This is a genomic window from Kitasatospora sp. HPM-01-4, assembly GCF_051374625.1.
Classification (GTDB): Bacteria; Actinomycetota; Actinomycetes; order Streptomycetales; family Streptomycetaceae; genus Kitasatospora.
In genome coordinates this window covers 1,206,631-1,223,036 of record NZ_JBPQGP010000005.1, presented here as the reverse complement: position 1 = coordinate 1,223,036, position 16,406 = coordinate 1,206,631, and the positions used below count along the sequence as shown (strand labels likewise).

The 16,406-nt window shown below is 71.8% G+C and carries 16 protein-coding genes and 1 pseudogene; 8 read left to right on the top strand and 9 right to left on the bottom strand.

The annotated features are described in order from the left end of the window. The first annotated feature begins 115 nt into the window (after positions 1-115). The gene (locus ACSMTC_RS05135; RefSeq protein WP_436558440.1) at positions 116-247 is read left to right on the top strand and encodes a hypothetical protein; all 132 of its coding nucleotides are present in this window, start codon (positions 116-118) and stop codon (positions 245-247) included. A gap of 118 nt (positions 248-365) precedes the next feature. Here ACSMTC_RS05135 and ACSMTC_RS05130 read toward each other — a convergent pair whose 3' ends face one another. The 3 genes and pseudogenes from ACSMTC_RS05130 to ACSMTC_RS05120 form a co-directional block, all read right to left on the bottom strand. After that, the gene (locus tag ACSMTC_RS05130; protein WP_436558439.1) at positions 366-893 is read right to left on the bottom strand and encodes an SgcJ/EcaC family oxidoreductase; all 528 of its coding nucleotides are present in this window, start codon (positions 891-893) and stop codon (positions 366-368) included. A 144-nt stretch (positions 894-1,037) separates the two neighbouring features. Then, positions 1,038-2,225 (bottom strand): sensor histidine kinase, encoded by a 1,188-nt coding sequence (locus ACSMTC_RS05125; protein WP_436558438.1) that lies wholly within the window; start codon positions 2,223-2,225, stop codon positions 1,038-1,040. A 29-nt stretch (positions 2,226-2,254) separates the two neighbouring features. Next, positions 2,255-2,488 (bottom strand): annotated as a pseudogene (locus ACSMTC_RS05120) (winged helix-turn-helix domain-containing protein); the annotation flags it as partial. Positions 2,489-2,705: 217 nt separating this feature from the next. Between ACSMTC_RS05120 and ACSMTC_RS05115 the strand changes: the two are divergent. The 6 genes from ACSMTC_RS05115 (at position 2,706) to ACSMTC_RS05090 (ending at position 8,982) form a co-directional block, all read left to right on the top strand. Next, positions 2,706-3,206 carry a hypothetical protein gene (locus ACSMTC_RS05115; protein WP_436558437.1) on the top strand — a complete coding sequence of 167 codons (501 nt, stop codon included), beginning with the start codon at positions 2,706-2,708 and terminating at the stop codon, positions 3,204-3,206. Then, positions 3,199-4,290, top strand: coding sequence for a peptidoglycan-binding protein (locus tag ACSMTC_RS05110; protein ID WP_436558436.1), 1,092 nt, complete (start codon positions 3,199-3,201; stop codon positions 4,288-4,290). The genes ACSMTC_RS05115 and ACSMTC_RS05110 overlap by 8 nt, the downstream gene beginning before the upstream one ends. Next, complete coding sequence (locus tag ACSMTC_RS05105) at positions 4,287-5,009, top strand: ABC transporter ATP-binding protein (protein ID WP_436558435.1); 723 nt, start codon at positions 4,287-4,289, stop codon at positions 5,007-5,009. Before ACSMTC_RS05110 ends, ACSMTC_RS05105 begins: the two co-directional genes overlap by 4 nt. Continuing rightward, positions 4,991-6,190, top strand: a complete 1,200-nt coding sequence (locus tag ACSMTC_RS05100; protein ID WP_436558434.1) for an ABC transporter permease — start codon at positions 4,991-4,993, stop codon at positions 6,188-6,190. The genes ACSMTC_RS05105 and ACSMTC_RS05100 overlap by 19 nt, the downstream gene beginning before the upstream one ends. Before the next feature lie 357 nt (positions 6,191-6,547). Further along, entirely contained in the window at positions 6,548-6,973 is a 426-nt protein-coding gene (locus tag ACSMTC_RS05095) for a hypothetical protein (RefSeq protein ID WP_436558433.1), read from the top strand. After that, positions 6,970-8,982, top strand: coding sequence for a glycoside hydrolase family 84 protein (locus ACSMTC_RS05090; RefSeq protein ID WP_436558432.1), 2,013 nt, complete (start codon positions 6,970-6,972; stop codon positions 8,980-8,982). The genes ACSMTC_RS05095 and ACSMTC_RS05090 overlap by 4 nt, the downstream gene beginning before the upstream one ends. 63 nt (positions 8,983-9,045) lie before the next feature. Here ACSMTC_RS05090 and ACSMTC_RS05085 read toward each other — a convergent pair whose 3' ends face one another. Both ACSMTC_RS05085 and ACSMTC_RS05080 read right to left on the bottom strand, forming a co-directional pair. Then, positions 9,046-10,068 (bottom strand): alcohol dehydrogenase, encoded by a 1,023-nt coding sequence (locus ACSMTC_RS05085; protein WP_436558431.1) that lies wholly within the window; start codon positions 10,066-10,068, stop codon positions 9,046-9,048. A 181-nt stretch (positions 10,069-10,249) separates the two neighbouring features. Beyond that, positions 10,250-11,020 carry a class I SAM-dependent methyltransferase gene (locus tag ACSMTC_RS05080; RefSeq protein ID WP_436558430.1) on the bottom strand — a complete coding sequence of 257 codons (771 nt, stop codon included), beginning with the start codon at positions 11,018-11,020 and terminating at the stop codon, positions 10,250-10,252. Positions 11,021-11,130: 110 nt separating this feature from the next. Here ACSMTC_RS05080 and ACSMTC_RS05075 point away from each other — a divergent pair, with 110 nt between their 5' ends. Further along, positions 11,131-12,225: a hypothetical protein gene (locus ACSMTC_RS05075; protein ID WP_436558429.1), complete on the top strand. Its 1,095-nt coding sequence runs from the start codon at positions 11,131-11,133 to the stop codon at positions 12,223-12,225. Here the strand turns inward: ACSMTC_RS05075 and ACSMTC_RS05070 are convergent. From ACSMTC_RS05070 to ACSMTC_RS05055, 4 genes are all read right to left on the bottom strand, one after another. Further along, complete coding sequence (locus tag ACSMTC_RS05070) at positions 12,209-12,553, bottom strand: VOC family protein (RefSeq protein ID WP_436558428.1); 345 nt, start codon at positions 12,551-12,553, stop codon at positions 12,209-12,211. The two genes, ACSMTC_RS05075 and ACSMTC_RS05070, sit on opposite strands and share 17 nt — an antisense overlap. A 128-nt stretch (positions 12,554-12,681) precedes the next feature. Then, positions 12,682-13,632, bottom strand: a complete 951-nt coding sequence (locus ACSMTC_RS05065) for a cytochrome c oxidase assembly protein (RefSeq protein ID WP_436558427.1) — start codon at positions 13,630-13,632, stop codon at positions 12,682-12,684. A gap of 258 nt (positions 13,633-13,890) precedes the next feature. After that, positions 13,891-15,603: a hypothetical protein gene (locus ACSMTC_RS05060; RefSeq protein ID WP_436558426.1), complete on the bottom strand. Its 1,713-nt coding sequence runs from the start codon at positions 15,601-15,603 to the stop codon at positions 13,891-13,893. Continuing rightward, complete coding sequence (locus tag ACSMTC_RS05055) at positions 15,600-16,334, bottom strand: ABC transporter ATP-binding protein (protein WP_436558425.1); 735 nt, start codon at positions 16,332-16,334, stop codon at positions 15,600-15,602. The genes ACSMTC_RS05060 and ACSMTC_RS05055 overlap by 4 nt, the downstream gene beginning before the upstream one ends. Positions 16,335-16,406: the final 72 nt, after the last annotated feature.

Here is a 16,406-nt window from a genome sequence, read left to right as displayed (position 1 = left end):
GCCCTGAGCACCACGATGCTTGCCCTCGCGTTGCCTAGGAGCGAACCGCGAGACCCCGCCAGCAGGCTGCCGAATCCACGTTTCCGCAGGTCAGCCCGCGATGGGTGAACAAGGCTTGACCGACGTCATCGACTTCACGTCCCCGCTCGGGATCCTCGGGAGTATCGCCGACACGACAGTTCTCGGCTGGTACATGCCCCGCCTGATCCGGACCCGGAACAGCTACCTCGCCAACGTCCTGCGCTGAGCGAACCTGCGACATCAGCCACGACACGCCCGCCCGGACACATCCTGTCAGGGACGCATCGGGGCGGGCTCGACGGGGCCGAAACCGGGGAGTGGTCGGCCGGCGGGTAGTGCTCCGGCTAGCCGGTCGGCACCTTCGAGGAGTGGTGGCTGACGATCAGCCAACTGCCTCCTCGCAGCTCGTAGACGAAGGTGTAGCGGGCGTCGACCGTGGACTTGGTGCCGTTCTGGTCGGTCAGCGTGAACTGGTAGAGGCCCGAGTCGACGGCGGCGGTGGGGCCCAGCACGGTGATCACCCGTTGCTGGATCCTGCCGACCGGCTTGCTGAGCAGGAAGGTCCGGAAGTAGTCGACGATTCCGGCGCGGCCGATGCGGATGTCGGAGACGGTGGGCAGCAGCACGGCGTCGGGGGCGTAGAGGTTCGCGACCCGGTTCGGGTCACCGGTGGCCAGGGCGGCGTTCCACTTGTCGAAGAGGGCCGCGATCTGCGCCTGGCTGGGCAGTTGGGCGGACGGCTGCGCGGGGCTCGCCACCGCGACCCGTGCGGCGGGTGGCCCGGCGTCGGTGGCGGCCGCGTTGGTCACCCCGGTTCCCGTGACGAGCACAGCGGTGGCGACGGCTATTCCCGCGGAGTACCTGCGTCTCATGAGCACCTCCGGCGTGGTGGCCAGGCAGACGGATGAGCCCAGCTTCTCCCACCACGGGCGATCCGGCATGTCGAGGTGAAGGCCGATCCGTCGGGCGGGGTCGGGAACACCGGCGGCGTGAGGTGTGCACCCGGCGGCGGGTTCTCACCTGGGCTGCGGGAAGACGATGCGGACGGTCAGTCCGCCGTCCGGGTTCGCCTCGGCGTCGGTGCGGGCCTGGTGGGCGCGGGCGATCGAGGCGACGATGGAGAGGCCCAGGCCGGCGCCCTCGCCGGGGGCGTGCCGGCGCGCCTCCAGGCGGCGGAAGGGCTCGAAGAGGTACGGGACGGTCTCCGGTGGCACATGGGGGCCGCTGTTGTCGACCTCCAGCGCGCGGCCGTGCGCGGTGACCGTGACGTGGCCGCCGTCGTGGTTGTAGCGGAGGGCGTTGCAGACGAGGTTGCGCACGAGGTGCGTCAGCAGTACCGGGTCGCCCTGCACCGTCACGGGCGTGGTCTGGGACCGGACGGTGATGCCGTGGTCGCGGGCCTGCTGGGAGGCGGCGTACTCGGCGGTGACGGAACGGACGAGCTCGTCCAGGGAGACCGGTTCGCGGTGGTCCAGGCCCTGATCGGAGACGGAGAGCAGCAGCAGGCCCTCGATGAGCCGTTCGCTGCTGTCGGCGACCTCGATGAGCTTGCGTCGGATGCGTGCGACGGCCTCCGGGTCGGAGGTGGCCAGCCCGATCTCCGCCGCCGCCCGCTGCACCGCCAGCGACGTGCGCAGTTCGTGCGCGGCGTTGGCGGCGAACCGCTTCTGCGCGCCGACGAGGTGCTCTATGCGGTCGAGCATGTCGTCGAAGGTGTCGGCGAGTTGCTTGAGCTCGCCCGTGGGGGCTTCGAGGGCGATGCGCTCGTGGAGGTTCTCCCCGGACAGTCGCCGGGCGGTACGGGTGATCACCCCCACCGGGCGCAGCACCCGCCCGGCCATCCACCACGCCAGCGCGACGGAGAGGATGGCGAAGACGGCCAGGGTGATCAGCGAGACGGTCAACAGCTGGCCCTGGGTGGCCTGTTCAGCGGCCAGTGTGAACACCTTGATGGTCTCGGTGGCCCCCGGGTCGCGTTGAGCGGGGGCGGGCCCTGGAACCGAGAGTCCGGTGGAGACGTAGAGGGAGGGATCGGAGCCCTCGGGGACATCGGCCGGAGACCGTGCCACGGCTGTGCTGATGGTGCTGTACAGGCCTTGGGTCACGAGAAAGTTGATCAGGACGATGAGCATGGCACCGGCCAGTACGAGCAGTCCGCCGTAGAGTGCCGTCAGCCGGGCTCGTTCGCCACCGGGCAGCCGCATGCGTCGTGTGCGTGGTGTGGAAGGCCGGTTCACGTGGCTCCACCGATGCGGTAGCCGTGGCCGGGTACGGTGTCGACGACCTGGGGTTCACCCGGCTCGGCGCGGAGTCCGCCGAGGGAGACCCGGACGGCGTCGGTGCGGTAGCCGCTGTACTCCTCCCGGACCTGCTCGATCAGGTCGTCGCCGCTGACGGCAGCGCCCTCGGCGCGTATCGGCACTTCCGGCACCCCGAGTTCCCCGCGGGACAGTGCGAGGTGGCGGCCGTACGCGACGTCGCCGGTGAGGGCGTCGCGCCGCAGCCCCTCGGCGATCATGTCCGCCAGGAATTCCTCGTCCTCCACGATCCGTGTACGCATGACATCCACGTATACCTGATGCGGGCATTTCCTCGACGTAAGCACCTTCGCTGAGAGAAACGAAATGCGGGCCTGTGTCAGCCTCCTTCCGTCGGCCATCGGGGCTCGGATACGGAGGAATTCCATGGGGAACGTCAAGCACGGCATAGCGGCTGTGTTCGTCACGGGTCTGGCGTTGTTCGCCGTCGGCTGCACCGGAGGCGGTGCGGATTCCGGCAAGGGCAGCAGTGCCCAGGGCTCGGGCGCGTCCGCTAAGGACACGAAGGAGGACGACGCCTACAAGTACCGTCAGTGCCTGCGTGACAACGGTGTGGAGGTGCAGGAGCCGGAGGGCGATCAGGCCGCAGGCGTCCAGGTCAAGGACGAGAAGACGTTCAAGAAGGCACAGGAGGCCTGCAAGGGCCTGCCCGGTGCCGCCAAGGAAATGAGCCAGGAAGACCAGCAGAAGGCCCTCGATGAGGCCGTCAAGTTCGCGAAGTGCATGCGTGAGCAGGGCATCGACATGCCGGACCCGGAGATGCAGGACGGCAAGTTGACCGCCCGGGTCGGAGCCGGCAGCGCCGATGTGAGCAAGGACAAGATGGAGAAGGCCCAGAAGGCATGTAATGAGCAGAACGGTGAGTGATCGCAAGCGTCCCAGGAAGTACGTGATCGCCTCGCTGGTCGTGGCGAGTGCCCTGATGGGCGGGGCGGCCGTCGTCTCGGCGAGTGGTCACGACGGCAAGGGCCAGGAGCAGCGCACGGACGGCCTGCCGCAGAAGACCGACACGATCAAGAAGCAGGACCTGAGCAGCCGCACCCAGGTGGACGGAACCCTCGGCTACTCCGGGGAGCGCAAGCTCAACGGCGGGGCGCAGGGCACCCTCACCTGGCTCCCGGACACCGGTGCGGTGATCAAGCAGAACGAGGCGGTCTACGAGGCCGACGGCAGCAAGGTCTGGCTGCTGTACGGCGAGCGGCCCATGTACCGGAAGCTGAAGGTCGGGGACAAGGGGCCGGACGTCCGGCAGCTGAAGCAGAACCTCCGCGACCTCGGCTACGGAGCGGGCCTGGCCGTCAATGAGGAGTTCACCTCCGGCACGGCGGAGGCGCTCAAGCGCTGGCAGAAGTCCCACGGCCTGAAGCAGACCGGTGAGACGGGCCCGGAGCAGATCGCCTTCACGCCGAGCTCGGTGCGGGTCAAGAAGAAGGAGGCGGCCGTCGGCGACCAGACGGGCCCGGGCCGCCCGGTACTGAGCGTCACCGGGGCCGAGCGCGAGGTGCAGATCAAGCTCGACGTCTCCGATGCCGAGCTCGCCGAGCCCGGTACCGGTGTGGAGATCACCCTCCCCGGCGGCGACAAGGCCAAGGGGAAGGTCGCCTCCCTCGACCGCAGTGGCGGTTCGGACGAGAAGGACCAGGGCGGCGGCGGGCAGGACCAGTCCGCCAAGGTCACCGCACGGGTGGCCTTCGACGATCCGTCGCAGGTCAAGGGCATCGACCAGGCCCCGGTCACGGTCGAGCTCAAGGGCGAGACGCACGAGAACGTGCTGACCGTCCCGGTCAACGCGCTGCTCGCCCTGCCCGCCGGCGGCTTCGGCGTCCAGGTCGTGGAAGGCGGAAAGGCCCGCGAGGTTCCCGTCAAGCTCGGCCTGTTCGGGCAGGGAAGGGTCGAGGTCAGCGGATCGGGCCTCAAGGAAGGCATGAAGGTCGGAGTGCCCAACACATGACCACCGTCGTCGAACTGAACCAGGTCACCAAGGAGTACCCGGGCGGGGTCGCGGCGCTGCGCGGGGTGGATCTGCGCATCGAGAGCGGGGAACTGCTCGCCATCGTCGGCCCCTCCGGTTCGGGCAAGTCCACCCTCCTGCACATCGTCGGCACCCTGGACCGCCCCACCGCGGGCACCGTCGCGATCGCGGGCCATGACATCGCGGCCCTCTCCGACCGCCGGCTGTCCGCACTGCGTGCCCGGCACATCGGCTTCGTCTTCCAGTCCTTCCATCTCGTGGCCGGGGTCAGCGCCCAGGACAACGTCGCCGAGGGCCTGCTCTACTCCGGCATGACACGGGCCGAGCGCCGCAAGCGCGCGGCCGCCGCCCTGGAACGTGTCGGGCTCGGCGACCGGATGCACCACCGCCCGCACGAGCTGTCCGGCGGACAGCGACAGCGGGTGGCCATCGCCAGGGCGGTGGTGGGCGAGCCTGACCTGCTGCTGGCGGACGAGCCCACCGGCGCGCTGGACTCCGCCTCCGGCGAAGCCGTCATGCAGCTGCTGCACGACCTCAACGCCGACGGAGCCACCATCGCGGTGATCACCCACGACGGCGAGATCGCCGCCGCCCTGCCACGCCAGGTCCGCATCCGCGACGGCCAGGTCGTCGAGGACACGCACACCGGACCGCCGGAGCCGGCAGGAGGCGAGGAACAGTGTCACGCGACCGACTGACCCCGGCCCGCCTCGGCCCCCGCGACGTCTTCCACGTCGGTTCGGCGGGCCTGCGCTCCCGGCCGATGCGCGTCGTGCTGTCCGCGCTGGGCATCGCCATCGGTATCGCCACGATGATCGCGGTGGTCGGTATCTCGGCCTCCAGTAAGGCCCAACTTCTCCAGCAGCTCGACCAGTTGGGAACCAACATGCTGAAGGTCGCTCCCGGTGAGGACCTGTTCAGCGGTAAGGGGGTCAAGCTACCCCAGGAAGCGCCGGGCATGATCGGCCGCATCCCCGGCGTCGAACACGTCGGCGCGACCGGAGATCTGAAACCGACGGTCAGGCGCAGCGAGAAGATCTCCAAGAGCGACACCAGTGGTCTCGCCGTGAAAGCCGCCAGCGAGGATCTGCTGAAGACCCTGCGCGGCACGATCGGTGCGGGCACCTGGCTCAACGACGCGAACGGACGCTACCCCGCGGTGGTGCTCGGAAGCGTCGCCGCCGAACGCCTGGGCATCACCGGACCCGGTCAGCAGGTCTTCATCGGCAACCAGTACTTCACGGTCATCGGCATCCTCGACCCGCTTCCGCTGGCGCCCGAGATCGAACGGTCCGCGCTGATGGGATGGCAGGCCGCGAGCACGCTCCTGGACTTCGACGGCCACCCCACCCAGATCTACGAACGGTCCTCGGACGCCTCCGTCGAGTCGGTCCGCAAGCTGCTCGCTCGCACCGCCGACCCGGAGAATCCGCAGAACGTCAAGGTCTCCAACCCGTCGGCGGCCCTTCAGGCCAAGGCCGCGACCGAGGGCGCGTTCGACAGTCTGCTGCTCGGACTGGGCGGCGTGGCACTGCTGGTCGGCGGCGTCGGGGTGGCCAACACCATGATCATCTCAGTGCTGGAGCGCCGTCACGAGATCGGCCTGCGCCGCTCCCTGGGTGCCACCCGCGGGCAGATCCGCATCCAGTTCGTCACCGAGTCGCTGCTGCTGTCCGGACTCGGCGGGCTGGCGGGCACGGCGCTGGGCTCGGCGGCCACGTACGCGTTCGCCGCGGCGGGCGGCATGCCGTGGGTGGTCCCCCTGTGGGCGGTCGGCGGCGGCTTCACCGCCACCCTGCTCATCGGGTCGGTGGCGGGACTGTACCCGGCAGTCCGCGCTGCCCGCCTCTCACCGACCCTCGCTCTCCAGGCGGCGTAGGAGAAGGCGGGGCAGGAGAAGGCGGCGTAGGAGAAGGCGGGGCAGGAGAAGGCGGGGCAGGAGAAAAGATCACCGCCCGGGGTTGTGCACATCCGCACAACCCCGGGCGCAGGTGCGCCCCGAACACCGGAAGGTCATTCGGAATCTCTCAGCCACCAAGAACAGAAAGGTTGGTGACCGTCCATCAGGTCGACAGCCGAGGTATGTGACCGCGTAGGCCGCTTGCCCCTGCCGGGTCGCTATGCCTGGGCTGGGGGAACCGACTGACCGCCCTATTTCGTCACAAGCGGGACAGATGCCTCTTCTTCAGGGTTGGCCCGGGGGAGGCTGCCGCAGCCCGATGTAGAAGGAGTGCCCGTGACACATCCCTTCGTGTCCCTCCCGCCGTCCGCCGCCGACCAGGCGTCACCCGGGGGGAGCCGGCAGCAGCCGTTCCCGCGGTGGAGCCGACGCCAGGTGATCGCTGTCCTGCTGGTGGTCTTCGGTGGCTACCTCCTGCCCGTCGTGGGCTGGCTGATCGGGGCGGTCGTGTGGCTGCTCGCCCCGGGGTGGACGAGGGCGTCGAAGGTCGCAGGGCTGCTCGTATGGCCGCTGTGCACCCTCGGTCTGGTGGTCACCAGTGCTGCCGCGTACTGGCTGGTCCTTCCGCTCGGTGACCCCGTCTCCTCCGTGATCACCTCGCTCTTCCTGCTCGTTCCCAGCAGCTGGTTCCTGGTGCTGATGGTCGCCGCCTGGTCCCTGCTGAAGGCAGGCACCGACCGCGCGCACGGGAGCGGCCGGTGAGGCGGGTCAAGCGGGCCGCCACCGCGACGGCGGTGGCGATGGCCTTGGGTGCCGCCGCCGCGTGCGCACCCCGGGACCCGGGCCCGCCGTCCGCCAGGCCCGCGACATCGGCCCCGTCGATCACTGCCGGCCCGGTCGACGGGCCCGACCTGCCCGAGGTGTCGCCCACGCCGCACGAGATCCGCCGCACCAGGGCGGACCTGCCCGTTCCCCGTCGGGTCGATGTGCTCCATGACGAGGGGGCCGACGACCAGGCGGTGAAGGTGGTGACCCAGGCGCTGCGTGCGGCAGGGGCCGAGGTACGCACCGCCCGTGTCGAGGAACAACCGTCCCGGCAAGCCGAGTTGACGCTGGTTCTGGGCCGGCGCGACGCTCCGCAGGTCAGGGAACTGCTGGCTCGCAGTGGAGCCTTCGGACCTGGCGGCCTTCCCGCCGAGGGCTACCAGATCACCTCCGGCACGGTGGACGGCCGCACCGGCATGGTGCTGGCCGGGCAGGACACGGCCGGTGTCTACTATGCGGCGCAGACCTTCACCCAGCTGATCCACGGCAGGACCCTCAGCGGCGCGACGGTGGTGGACTACCCCTCCATCCCCCGGCGCGGCGTGGTCGAGGGCTTCTACGGCACTCCCTGGACGCAGGCCCAGCGGCTGGACCAACTGGCCTTCTACGGCCGGATGAAGCTCAACACGTATCTGTACGCGCCCAAGGACGACCCCTATGAGCGCGACCGGTGGCGCGAGGACTATCCCGCCGCCCAGGCCGCCCAGCTGGCCGAACTCGCCCGGGCCGCCCGCGAGAACCACGTGGACTTCACCTACGCTCTCTCTCCCGGCAAGTCGATGTGCTACAGCTCGGCCGCCGACCGCACCGCCGTCATCGGCAAACTGCAGTCCCTGTACGGGCTGGGTATACGCGACTTCGTGATGGCCTTCGACGACATCCACCCGCTGCCGGTGTGGAGCTGCGCCGCGGACCTGGCCCGCTGGGGACCGCTGAACGAACAGGCCATGGCGGCCGCCCAGAGCGAACTCCTCAACCGCGTCCAGCACGGCTTCGTGGACCAGCACCCCGGCATGCGACCGCTGCAGATGGTCCCCACCCAGTACAGCGACCTGAAGGACACTCCGTACAAGAAGACGCTGCGCCGCACACTGGACGGCCGGATCGCGATGATGTGGACCGGCGCGGACGTCGTACCCACCAGCGTCACCGCCCAGCAGGCCGACGACGCCACGGACGTGTGGGGCCGTGAGGTGACCCTGTGGGACAACTACCCCACCAACGACTACGACCACGCGGCCGGACGCCTGCTGCTCGCCCCCTACGCACGCCGCGCCCCCACCCTGGACGAGCACCTCACCGGCATCGTCCTCAACCCCATGAACCAGGCCTCGGCCAGCAAGCCGGTCCTGTTCACCGGCGCCGACTACGCCTGGAACACCCGCGCCTACACCCCCGAGGCCAGCCTCCGGGCCGCCGCCCGCTACCTCGCCGCAGGTGATCCATCCACCACCGACGCCCTGGCCCTCTTCTTCGACACCCAGCACCTCGCCCCCAGCTGGGACGGTACTCCCTGGCAACCCCAAGCCCCCGGACTGCAGGCCCGCATCAACCGCTTCCAGGCCGACTGGAAGGCCGGCCGCCAACAGCAGGCCGCACAGGAACTGGGCCGCTACGCCCGCTCCATGGCCGCCGCCCCTCAGCAGATCCGCGCCCATGTGCCCGATGCGGGCCTGGCGGCCGAGGCGAAACCCTGGCTGGACGCCCTCGCCCTGTGGGGACAGGCCCTGACCGACACCAGTGACGCCCTGCTAGCCCGCCTCGACGGTGACACGGCCCGCGCCGAGCAGCTCTTCTCCCGCTCCCGCGACCACGCCGGACAGGCCGCCGGCCAGCACACCCTGCCGGGCGCCACCCGTCCCCAAGGCCCCGTCAAGATCGCCGACGGCGTGCTCGACACCTTCCTCGAACAAGCCCCTCACCTGCCCCTCCACACGGACGGGTGACGGGGCCATCACCACCACTCGTGTAGCGGGACCGCACGGTCCGGCGCGGGCGGAGGTGCGAGGTCAGCCGGTGGTCAGCACCATCCGGAAGCGCGCGGTGCCGGACAGCATCTTCTGGTAGGCCTCGGCGGCCTGGTCCAGCGGCCTGGTCTCGATCATCGGGTGGATGTCGTGCAGGACGCTGAAGGCCATGGTGTCCTGGATGTCCTGGGCGGTACCGGACGCGTGCCCGCGGACGGTCCTGGCGCGCATGATGAGCTGGGCCGGGTTGATTCCCAGCGCGTCGGCGGTCGCGCCGATGACGATCAGCTCGCCGCGGTGGGTCAGTCCGTCCACGGTCGCGGTGATGGCGTCGGAGTTGGCGGCGGTGGCCAGGACGGCCCTGGCGCCGCCGAGGGACTGCAGGGCCTCCGCGACGGGGGTGTCCGCCGTGCTGTCGATGTAGTGGTGCGCGCCGAGCTGCTTGGCGAAGTCGGCCTTGCCGGCGCCGCGGGCGATGGCCACGGTCTCGAAGCCCATGGCGACCGCGTACCGCACGCCCAGGTGGCCCAGGCCGCCGAGGCCGAGCACCGCGACCAGGTCGCCCGGCCGGGCGGGGCTGCGGCGCAGTCCGTTGAACGTGGTCACGCCCGCGCAGGCCATGGGGCCGGCGTCGGTGGCCGCGATCCCGTCGGGAATCCGGGCCAGGGCGTCGGCGGGGGCGATCACCTTCTCGGCGAAGCCGCCGTCGTAGGTCCAGCCGGGGACCTTCAGGTTCTCGCACACGATGAAGTCGCCCTGCCGACAGGGAGTGCAGTGGTGGCAGCTGCCGCCGAACCAGCCCACCGCGACCCGGTCGCCCTGCTGCCACTGCTCCTGCGTCCCCTCGCCGAGCTCCTCGACGTGCCCGGCGATCTCATGGCCCGGCACCACCGGGAACCGGACGCCCGGCAACGCCGCGTTGACGAACATGGCGTCGCTGTGGCAGACCCCGCAGGCCTCCACGGCGATCCGTACCTGGCCGGGGCCCGGCCGCTCCACCTCACGCTCGACGATCTCGAACGGCTGGTCGGCAGCGGCGACCTGTGCGACTCGATAGGTGTTCATCAGCTATCACTCCCGGGTGCTGGCACTACGCCTTCCCAAGAACCAGCACACCAGCCCGGGCCCGATCCCGCGCGCTGCGGCCGGCGGGAGCCGCGGGGGAGCGGGAGACGGCCTCGGGCCGCTCACCGAAGGGATCCGCCCGGTGGCCCACCGTGGTGCCGGGGGCCACCCGGCGCAGCGGTCAGGTGGTGGCCACCCAGATCGTCCAGTGGTCCCGCTCGCGGATCGGGCCCTGGGGCAGGCGGGCGGTGATGTGGTCGGCCAGCTCGGCCAGTTGGGCATCGGACAGCTCGTGCAGGATCGAGCGGCCGGTGCGGGCCAGCAGGTCGGCCCTGACCTCCTCGGGGCCGGTGTACTCCCGGCGGAGCTCGGCCAGTTCGAGCGAGTGGACGCGGTCGAAGCCGGCGGCCCGCATCGCCGCCTCGATCCCGGGCCCGGAGGGCCGGCGGGCGGCCTCGACGTCGAGCAGGGCCGGGAAGAGCTCGAAGAACCAGCCGCGCAGATGGCTCTCGGAGCCGGGGCGGCGGACGTCCTCGATCGTCCGGTCCTGCACGATCAGGGTCCCGCCCGGTGACAGCACCCGGCGGGCCTCCCGGAACGCCGCCGCCGGATCGTCCAGGTGGTGCACCAGGGCTCGCTCGAAGACGATGTCCACGCTGCCGTCCGGCAGGCCGGTGTCGTCGGCGCCGCCCTGGCGGAACATCAGGTCGTCGAGACCGGCGCAGTGTTCGCGCGCCGCCGAGATCATGGCGGCCGAGAAGTCCACCCCCACGACGGATCCGGCTCCGAGCTCCAGCCAGGCCGCGCAGTAGACCCCGCCGCCGCACCCGATGTCGGCCACCCGTCGCCCCCGCGGTGCCACGGCGGAGCGGATCGCCGCCGCCCAGTCCGCTCCGGCCCGGCGCCGGGTGTAGGTCAGGCGGTTGTTCTCGCTGTGGAAGTCGATGGGCATGGTGTGCTCCTGTGTTGCTCCCGGGGCCAGGTATCTCGATATCAAGATATACCCCGGCGGTCGGCCGGTCGCCCTCAAGTCACCGATCGGGGAGCCGAGATGATGGTGCGATGGAAACCATCCTCGAAGCCGCGGGTGCGGCCGTCGGAACCGCTCTCTTCGACCCCGTCGACCTCGGCGGCAGCTCCCGCAGTACCGTACTGCGCTGCCGGACGGCCGCCGGCGGCAGCGTGGTCGTGAAGGCGTACACGTCCGAGACCGAGGCGCTGCGATGCTTCGCCGCCGAGGCGGCCGGACTCTCGCTCCCTCTCGCCGGGCCCCGACTCCTCGGCGTGGACCCGGAGTTCCCCCTGGTGGTGGTGGCCGACCTCGGCCAGGTGCCGACCCTGGCGGACGTCCTGCTCGGGGACGACCCGAAGGCCGCCGAGGCCGGACTGCTCGCCTGGGCCGACGCGCTCGGAGGGCTGGCGGCCGCCTCGGTGCCCCACCGGGAGGAACTCGCCGGGCTCCATGACCGGTTCGGCCGCGGCCTGCCCTCCTGGGAGGCGGAGCCGTGGTTCGAGCGGGTCGGCGCCAGACTGCTCACCCTCCTCGAAGAGGCGGGCATCCCGGCACCGCCGGAACTGGCGGCGGAGCTGGCACGGCTCGACACCGCCGTCCGGAGCGGCCACCCGCAGGCGTTCACCCCCGGCGACACCTGCCCGGACAACAACCTGCTCACCGCCGACGGGCTGCGCCTGATCGACTTCGAGGGGGCCGGATTCGAGTCGGTGTTCCTCACTGCCGCGTACTGCCGGATGCCGTTCTCGACCTGCTGGTGCGTGTTCCGGCTGCCCTCCGATCTGGCCGAGCGGGTCGAACAGACCTTCCGCGCGCGGCTGGTGCCGGTATACCCGCAGCTCGCGGAGGACGCGGTCTGGCAGCGCGGTCTGCGGCAGGCCGTCGCCGTGTGGACGGTGCACGGGACCGTCCCCGTCCTGCCCCGCGCGATCGAGCAGGACGCTCCGCTGCACCGGACCCGCCGCCCGGTCCCCACCCGGCGCCAACTGCTGCTGCACCGCTGGGAGTTGGCCGCCACACTGACGGAGCTCCCGGCCTTCGCCCAGACCATGCGGCTGCTGCTCGGGAAGTTCACGGACCTCTGGCAGGTGCCGCCGCTGCCCGGGTACCCGGCCTTCGGCGGAGCGCTCAGTCGCGCGGAGTGAAGACGCAGAACTCGTTGCCCTCGGGGTCCGCCAGGACGTCCCACTCGATGTCGCCGCCGCGCTCGCGGAGCAGCGTGGCCCCGAGGGAGACGAGTTCCGCGGTGTCGCCGAAGACGTCCAGGTGCACCCGGTTCTTGACGGCCTTGGGCTCCGCGACCGGGTTGACCCAGATCAGCGGGCCCGCGCCGGCCGGGTCCTCGATCGGAACGGACTCGGAGGGCTGGTAGCTGCCGGGGCGGCGGACGTACCCGATGGCGGTGCACCACCAGTCGGCGAGCGCGTGGTGGTCGTTGGCGTCCAGGCACAGGTCCTTGAAACGGGCGGGCATCGCGGCGAACCTCCGGAGAACTGATCATCGGTCAGGACCAGTGTGAGGTACTCCCCGAAGACGCGAAACCCCGCCCCCGGCCGCCGGTTCGGCGGTTTTGGGGGCGGGGCTTCGAAGGTGTGCCGGGCTCAGCCCGCGTCGGTGGCGGGCTTGCCGCCGCGCCGGTCCAGCGAGGCGAGGTAGGCGTTGTACGCGACCAGCTCGGCGTCGCCGTCGCGGTCGGCGGCCCGGTCGCGGCGGCGTGCCTGCCGCTCCTCGGACTTGGCCCACTGCAGGGTCAGCGCGATCAGCACGACCGCGGTCGGGATCTCACCGAAGGCCCAGGTGATACCGCCCGCGAGCTTCTGGTCGGCTAGCAGGTCGGTGCCGGGCGGCGCCCCCTCGGTGGTGAAGGTGGTGACCAGCGGGTGGCTGGCCATCATCACCGCCACACCGAAGAAGGCGTGGAACGGCATTCCCATGAACAGCTCGATGATCCGCATCACGAAGCCGGGGCGGTGCGGCCCCGGGTCCACGCCCATGATCGGCCAGAAGAAGAACATCCCGACCGCCAGGAAGTGCACCATCATCGCGATGTGCCCGAGGCGGTACTGCATCAGGTAGTCGAAGAGCGGGGTGAAGTACAGGGCGTAGAGGCTGGCGATGAACATCGGGATGGTGAACGCCGCGTGCGAGACCACCCGGATGTACCGGCTGTGCAGCAGTGCCACCAGCAGTTCGCGCGGCCCCCGCCCGCTGCCCTTGCGGGCCGGGCGCAGCGAGCGCAGCGCCAGCGTGATCGGCCCGCCCAGCAGCAGCAGGATGGGGGAGAGCATGGAGAGCACCATGTGCTGGATCATGTGCGCGCTGAACAGCGCCATGCCGTAGTCGTTCAGCTTGGTGTTGGTGACCAGCAGGATCGAGCCGATACCGGCCGCCCAGGCCACCGTGCGGCCGATCGGCCAGTGGTCGCCGCGCCGGGCCAGCCGGACCACGCCGGTGCCGTACAGCGCGAGTGCCAGCAGCCCGCCGATCAGGAACGGCCAGTCCGGCGACCAGCCCAGCACGTTGTCGAGGGTGAACGGCCCGAGCGTGCCCATGCCCCCGTGGTGATGGTGCATCCCTGTCATGCCGTCGCCCATGGGCGCGTCCTGCTTTCCCTCGTCCGTCCATCCGGCCGCGCCGGCCTGATCAGAGGTCCGGTTCGTCCGATTTCTTCGGCCCCTAGCCTAGGCGTGCCTTACGCTCCGGCCGCAGCCGACCCCCGGTCCCGGCGCCGGGCACCGCTACGGCGAGGCCGCTGCGGCGACGCCGGGGACCGCGGTGCCCGCCGGAGGCTCGGCGCTGGCCGGGAAGGCTCAGGTGCCGTCCGGGCGCGACTGCCCGGGCAGTGCCCGCGCCCTGCCCCATGCCCAGCGCAGCAGCCCCGCCGCCAGCACCAGTGCCCACAGGACGGCGATCGTGATCTGGGCCGCGGCCGTGCCGCGCAGCGCCGTCGCGAACGGCACGGTCAGTACCAGCACCGTCACCGCCGGACCGGCCGTGTACCAGGCGGCGAACACGGCGGGACCCGTCCCGCCGGCGGCTCCCTGCCTCGGCGAGTACGCGAGGTCCCGGCGGATCGCGCCGCGGCAGGCGTTCACCAGCCCCGCCCCGACCAGGGCCGGCACCACGGCGGGCGCGAGCCAGACCACCGGACCGGCGCCGGCCGCCAGCAGTACCGGCGCGCAGGCCAGCCCCGCCGCCACGCCGAGCAGCGTCGGTACGATCGCGTGCCGCAGCATCAGCCCGGACACGGGGTAGGGGGACCAGGAGGCCCGGCGGATGTCGTCCGTCTCGATCCGGGCGGGCTCGAGGAGCTGGGCGACGGCCAGGTAGCCGAAGACCAGGGCCACCGCGGTGGCCGCCAGGGACGGTACCCCGCGCTGCCCGTGGGCGAGTACGGCGCACAGCAGTGCCGGGACCGTGAGCACCACGGCCCGGCCCAGCCGGGCGGGGGAGCGGAGCAGCGCGAGCGTGTCCCGCCACGGCACCACCAGCCAGGCCCGGCGCGGTGCGGGCAGCCGGACGCGGAAGCGGCGCTCCCCGCCCGAGGCCTCGGTCACCGCCAGCCGCGCCGCGCGCAGCTCGATCGTCCGCAGCGCGGCCAGCACTCCGGCCGCGGCCCGGGCCCGCTCGCGCAGCCGGTGCAGCGGGACGGTCGCGGCGGCCCGGTCGGCGAGCACCAGGCAGACCACCGTGGGCACGACCAGCAGCCCGGCGGCCACCCAGGAACCGGGTACGGCGGCCCGGGTCGGCGCCAGCGCGGCGATCCCGGCCCAGCCCCACGGGCCCGACCACAGCTCCAGCCGCTCCAGCCAGTGGACCGGGTGCCCGGCGGCGGCCAGCGCGCTCTGCACGCCGAGCGCTATCACCAGCACCATGGCGTACGGGGTGAGCCGGCGCACCCAGCGGGCGGCAGCGTCGCTGCGCTCCACCAGCAGCCCGGCGCAGATGGCCAGCAGCGGCAGGCAGACCCCGCCCAGCAGGCACCAGCCGAGTCCGGCGAGCAGCGGGACCCGTGCGGTCAGTCCCAGCGCGACCATGCCGCCGCAGGCCGTCACCAGTCCGGGGAACAGGGCCAGCGCGCAGGACAGCCAGAACCAGGGCCGGAGCACCGGGCGCGGCCGGACCGGGTGGGCGAGCAGCCAGTCGGCGGTCGCCCGGGGCGGCACGACCGGCCCACGCCACAGCCCGTCGCGGAGCACCAGCAGGACGGTGGCCAGCCCGACGGCGGCGATACCGCCGGGCATGGCGGCGAGCAGCGCGGCTCCGTGGGCGGTGTAGTCGGTGCCCATCGAGGCCTGGAGGAACATCCCGAGGCTGGGGACGGCTCCCCAGACCACCAGGATCAGCAGGACGCAGTAGACCGCGTAGCCGATCTGGCCGGCCCGCTGCCGGCGGTGCGGGGCGCGCATCGCGCGCAGCAGCGCGAGCGCCTCGTCGGTCCAGTCGTCGTCGGCCGTCCACTCGGCGGGGGAGTCGTCCGCCGGGTCGTCGGGAGGGGCGGCGGCCAGGTCGGAGCCGGTCACCGGGCGGCCGCCGAGCGGGAGCCGGGGCTTTCGAGCACCTTCTCGGGCGGGCCCTGGGAGATGATCCGGCCCTCCTCCAGTACCACCACCCGGTCGGCGACCTCCCGGGCGAGGTCGGTGTGGTGGGTCACCAGCAGCACCGCCACACCGTCCGCGAGCTCGGCCCGCAGCAGTTCCGCGAGCCGCCGGCGGGCCTCGGGGTCCAGCCGCTGCTCCGGCTCGTCCAGCAGCAGCAGGTCGCGCGGCCGGACCAGGGCGCAGGCCAGCAGCAGCGCCTGCAGCTGACCGGAGGAGAGCGCCGAGGGCAGGGCGTCGGCCCGCTCGGTGAGCATCCGGTCGGCCAGCACCTGCTCCACCCACTCCCGGGAGTCGGCGACCCCGTGGGCGGTGGCGACCAGCAGCAGGTGCTCGCGCACCGTGAGGTCGGGGTAGCAGGCCACGGTGTCGCCGACCATGGCGACCCTGGCCCGGACCCGGGGGTCGTTCTCGTCCATCGCGAGCCCGTCGAAGCGCACCGTGCCCTTGCTCGGCAGATCACGCCCGGCCGCGATCCGCAGCAGGGTGGTCTTGCCCGAGCCGTTGTGGCCGAGCAGCGCGACGCACTCGCCCGCCACCAGCTCCAGGTCCACCGGGTGCAGGACCTCCCGTTCGCCGTAGGAGCGGCTCACCCCGGTCAGTCGCAGCAGTGCCTTCCGCGCCCGGGCGCGCGGTTCGGCTGGTGTCTTGGCCATGTGGACGGAACCTCTCGACGTGAAGTCCGCTCACAGTATCGGCTGACCGCACGGGCCCGGCGGGCGGCCGAG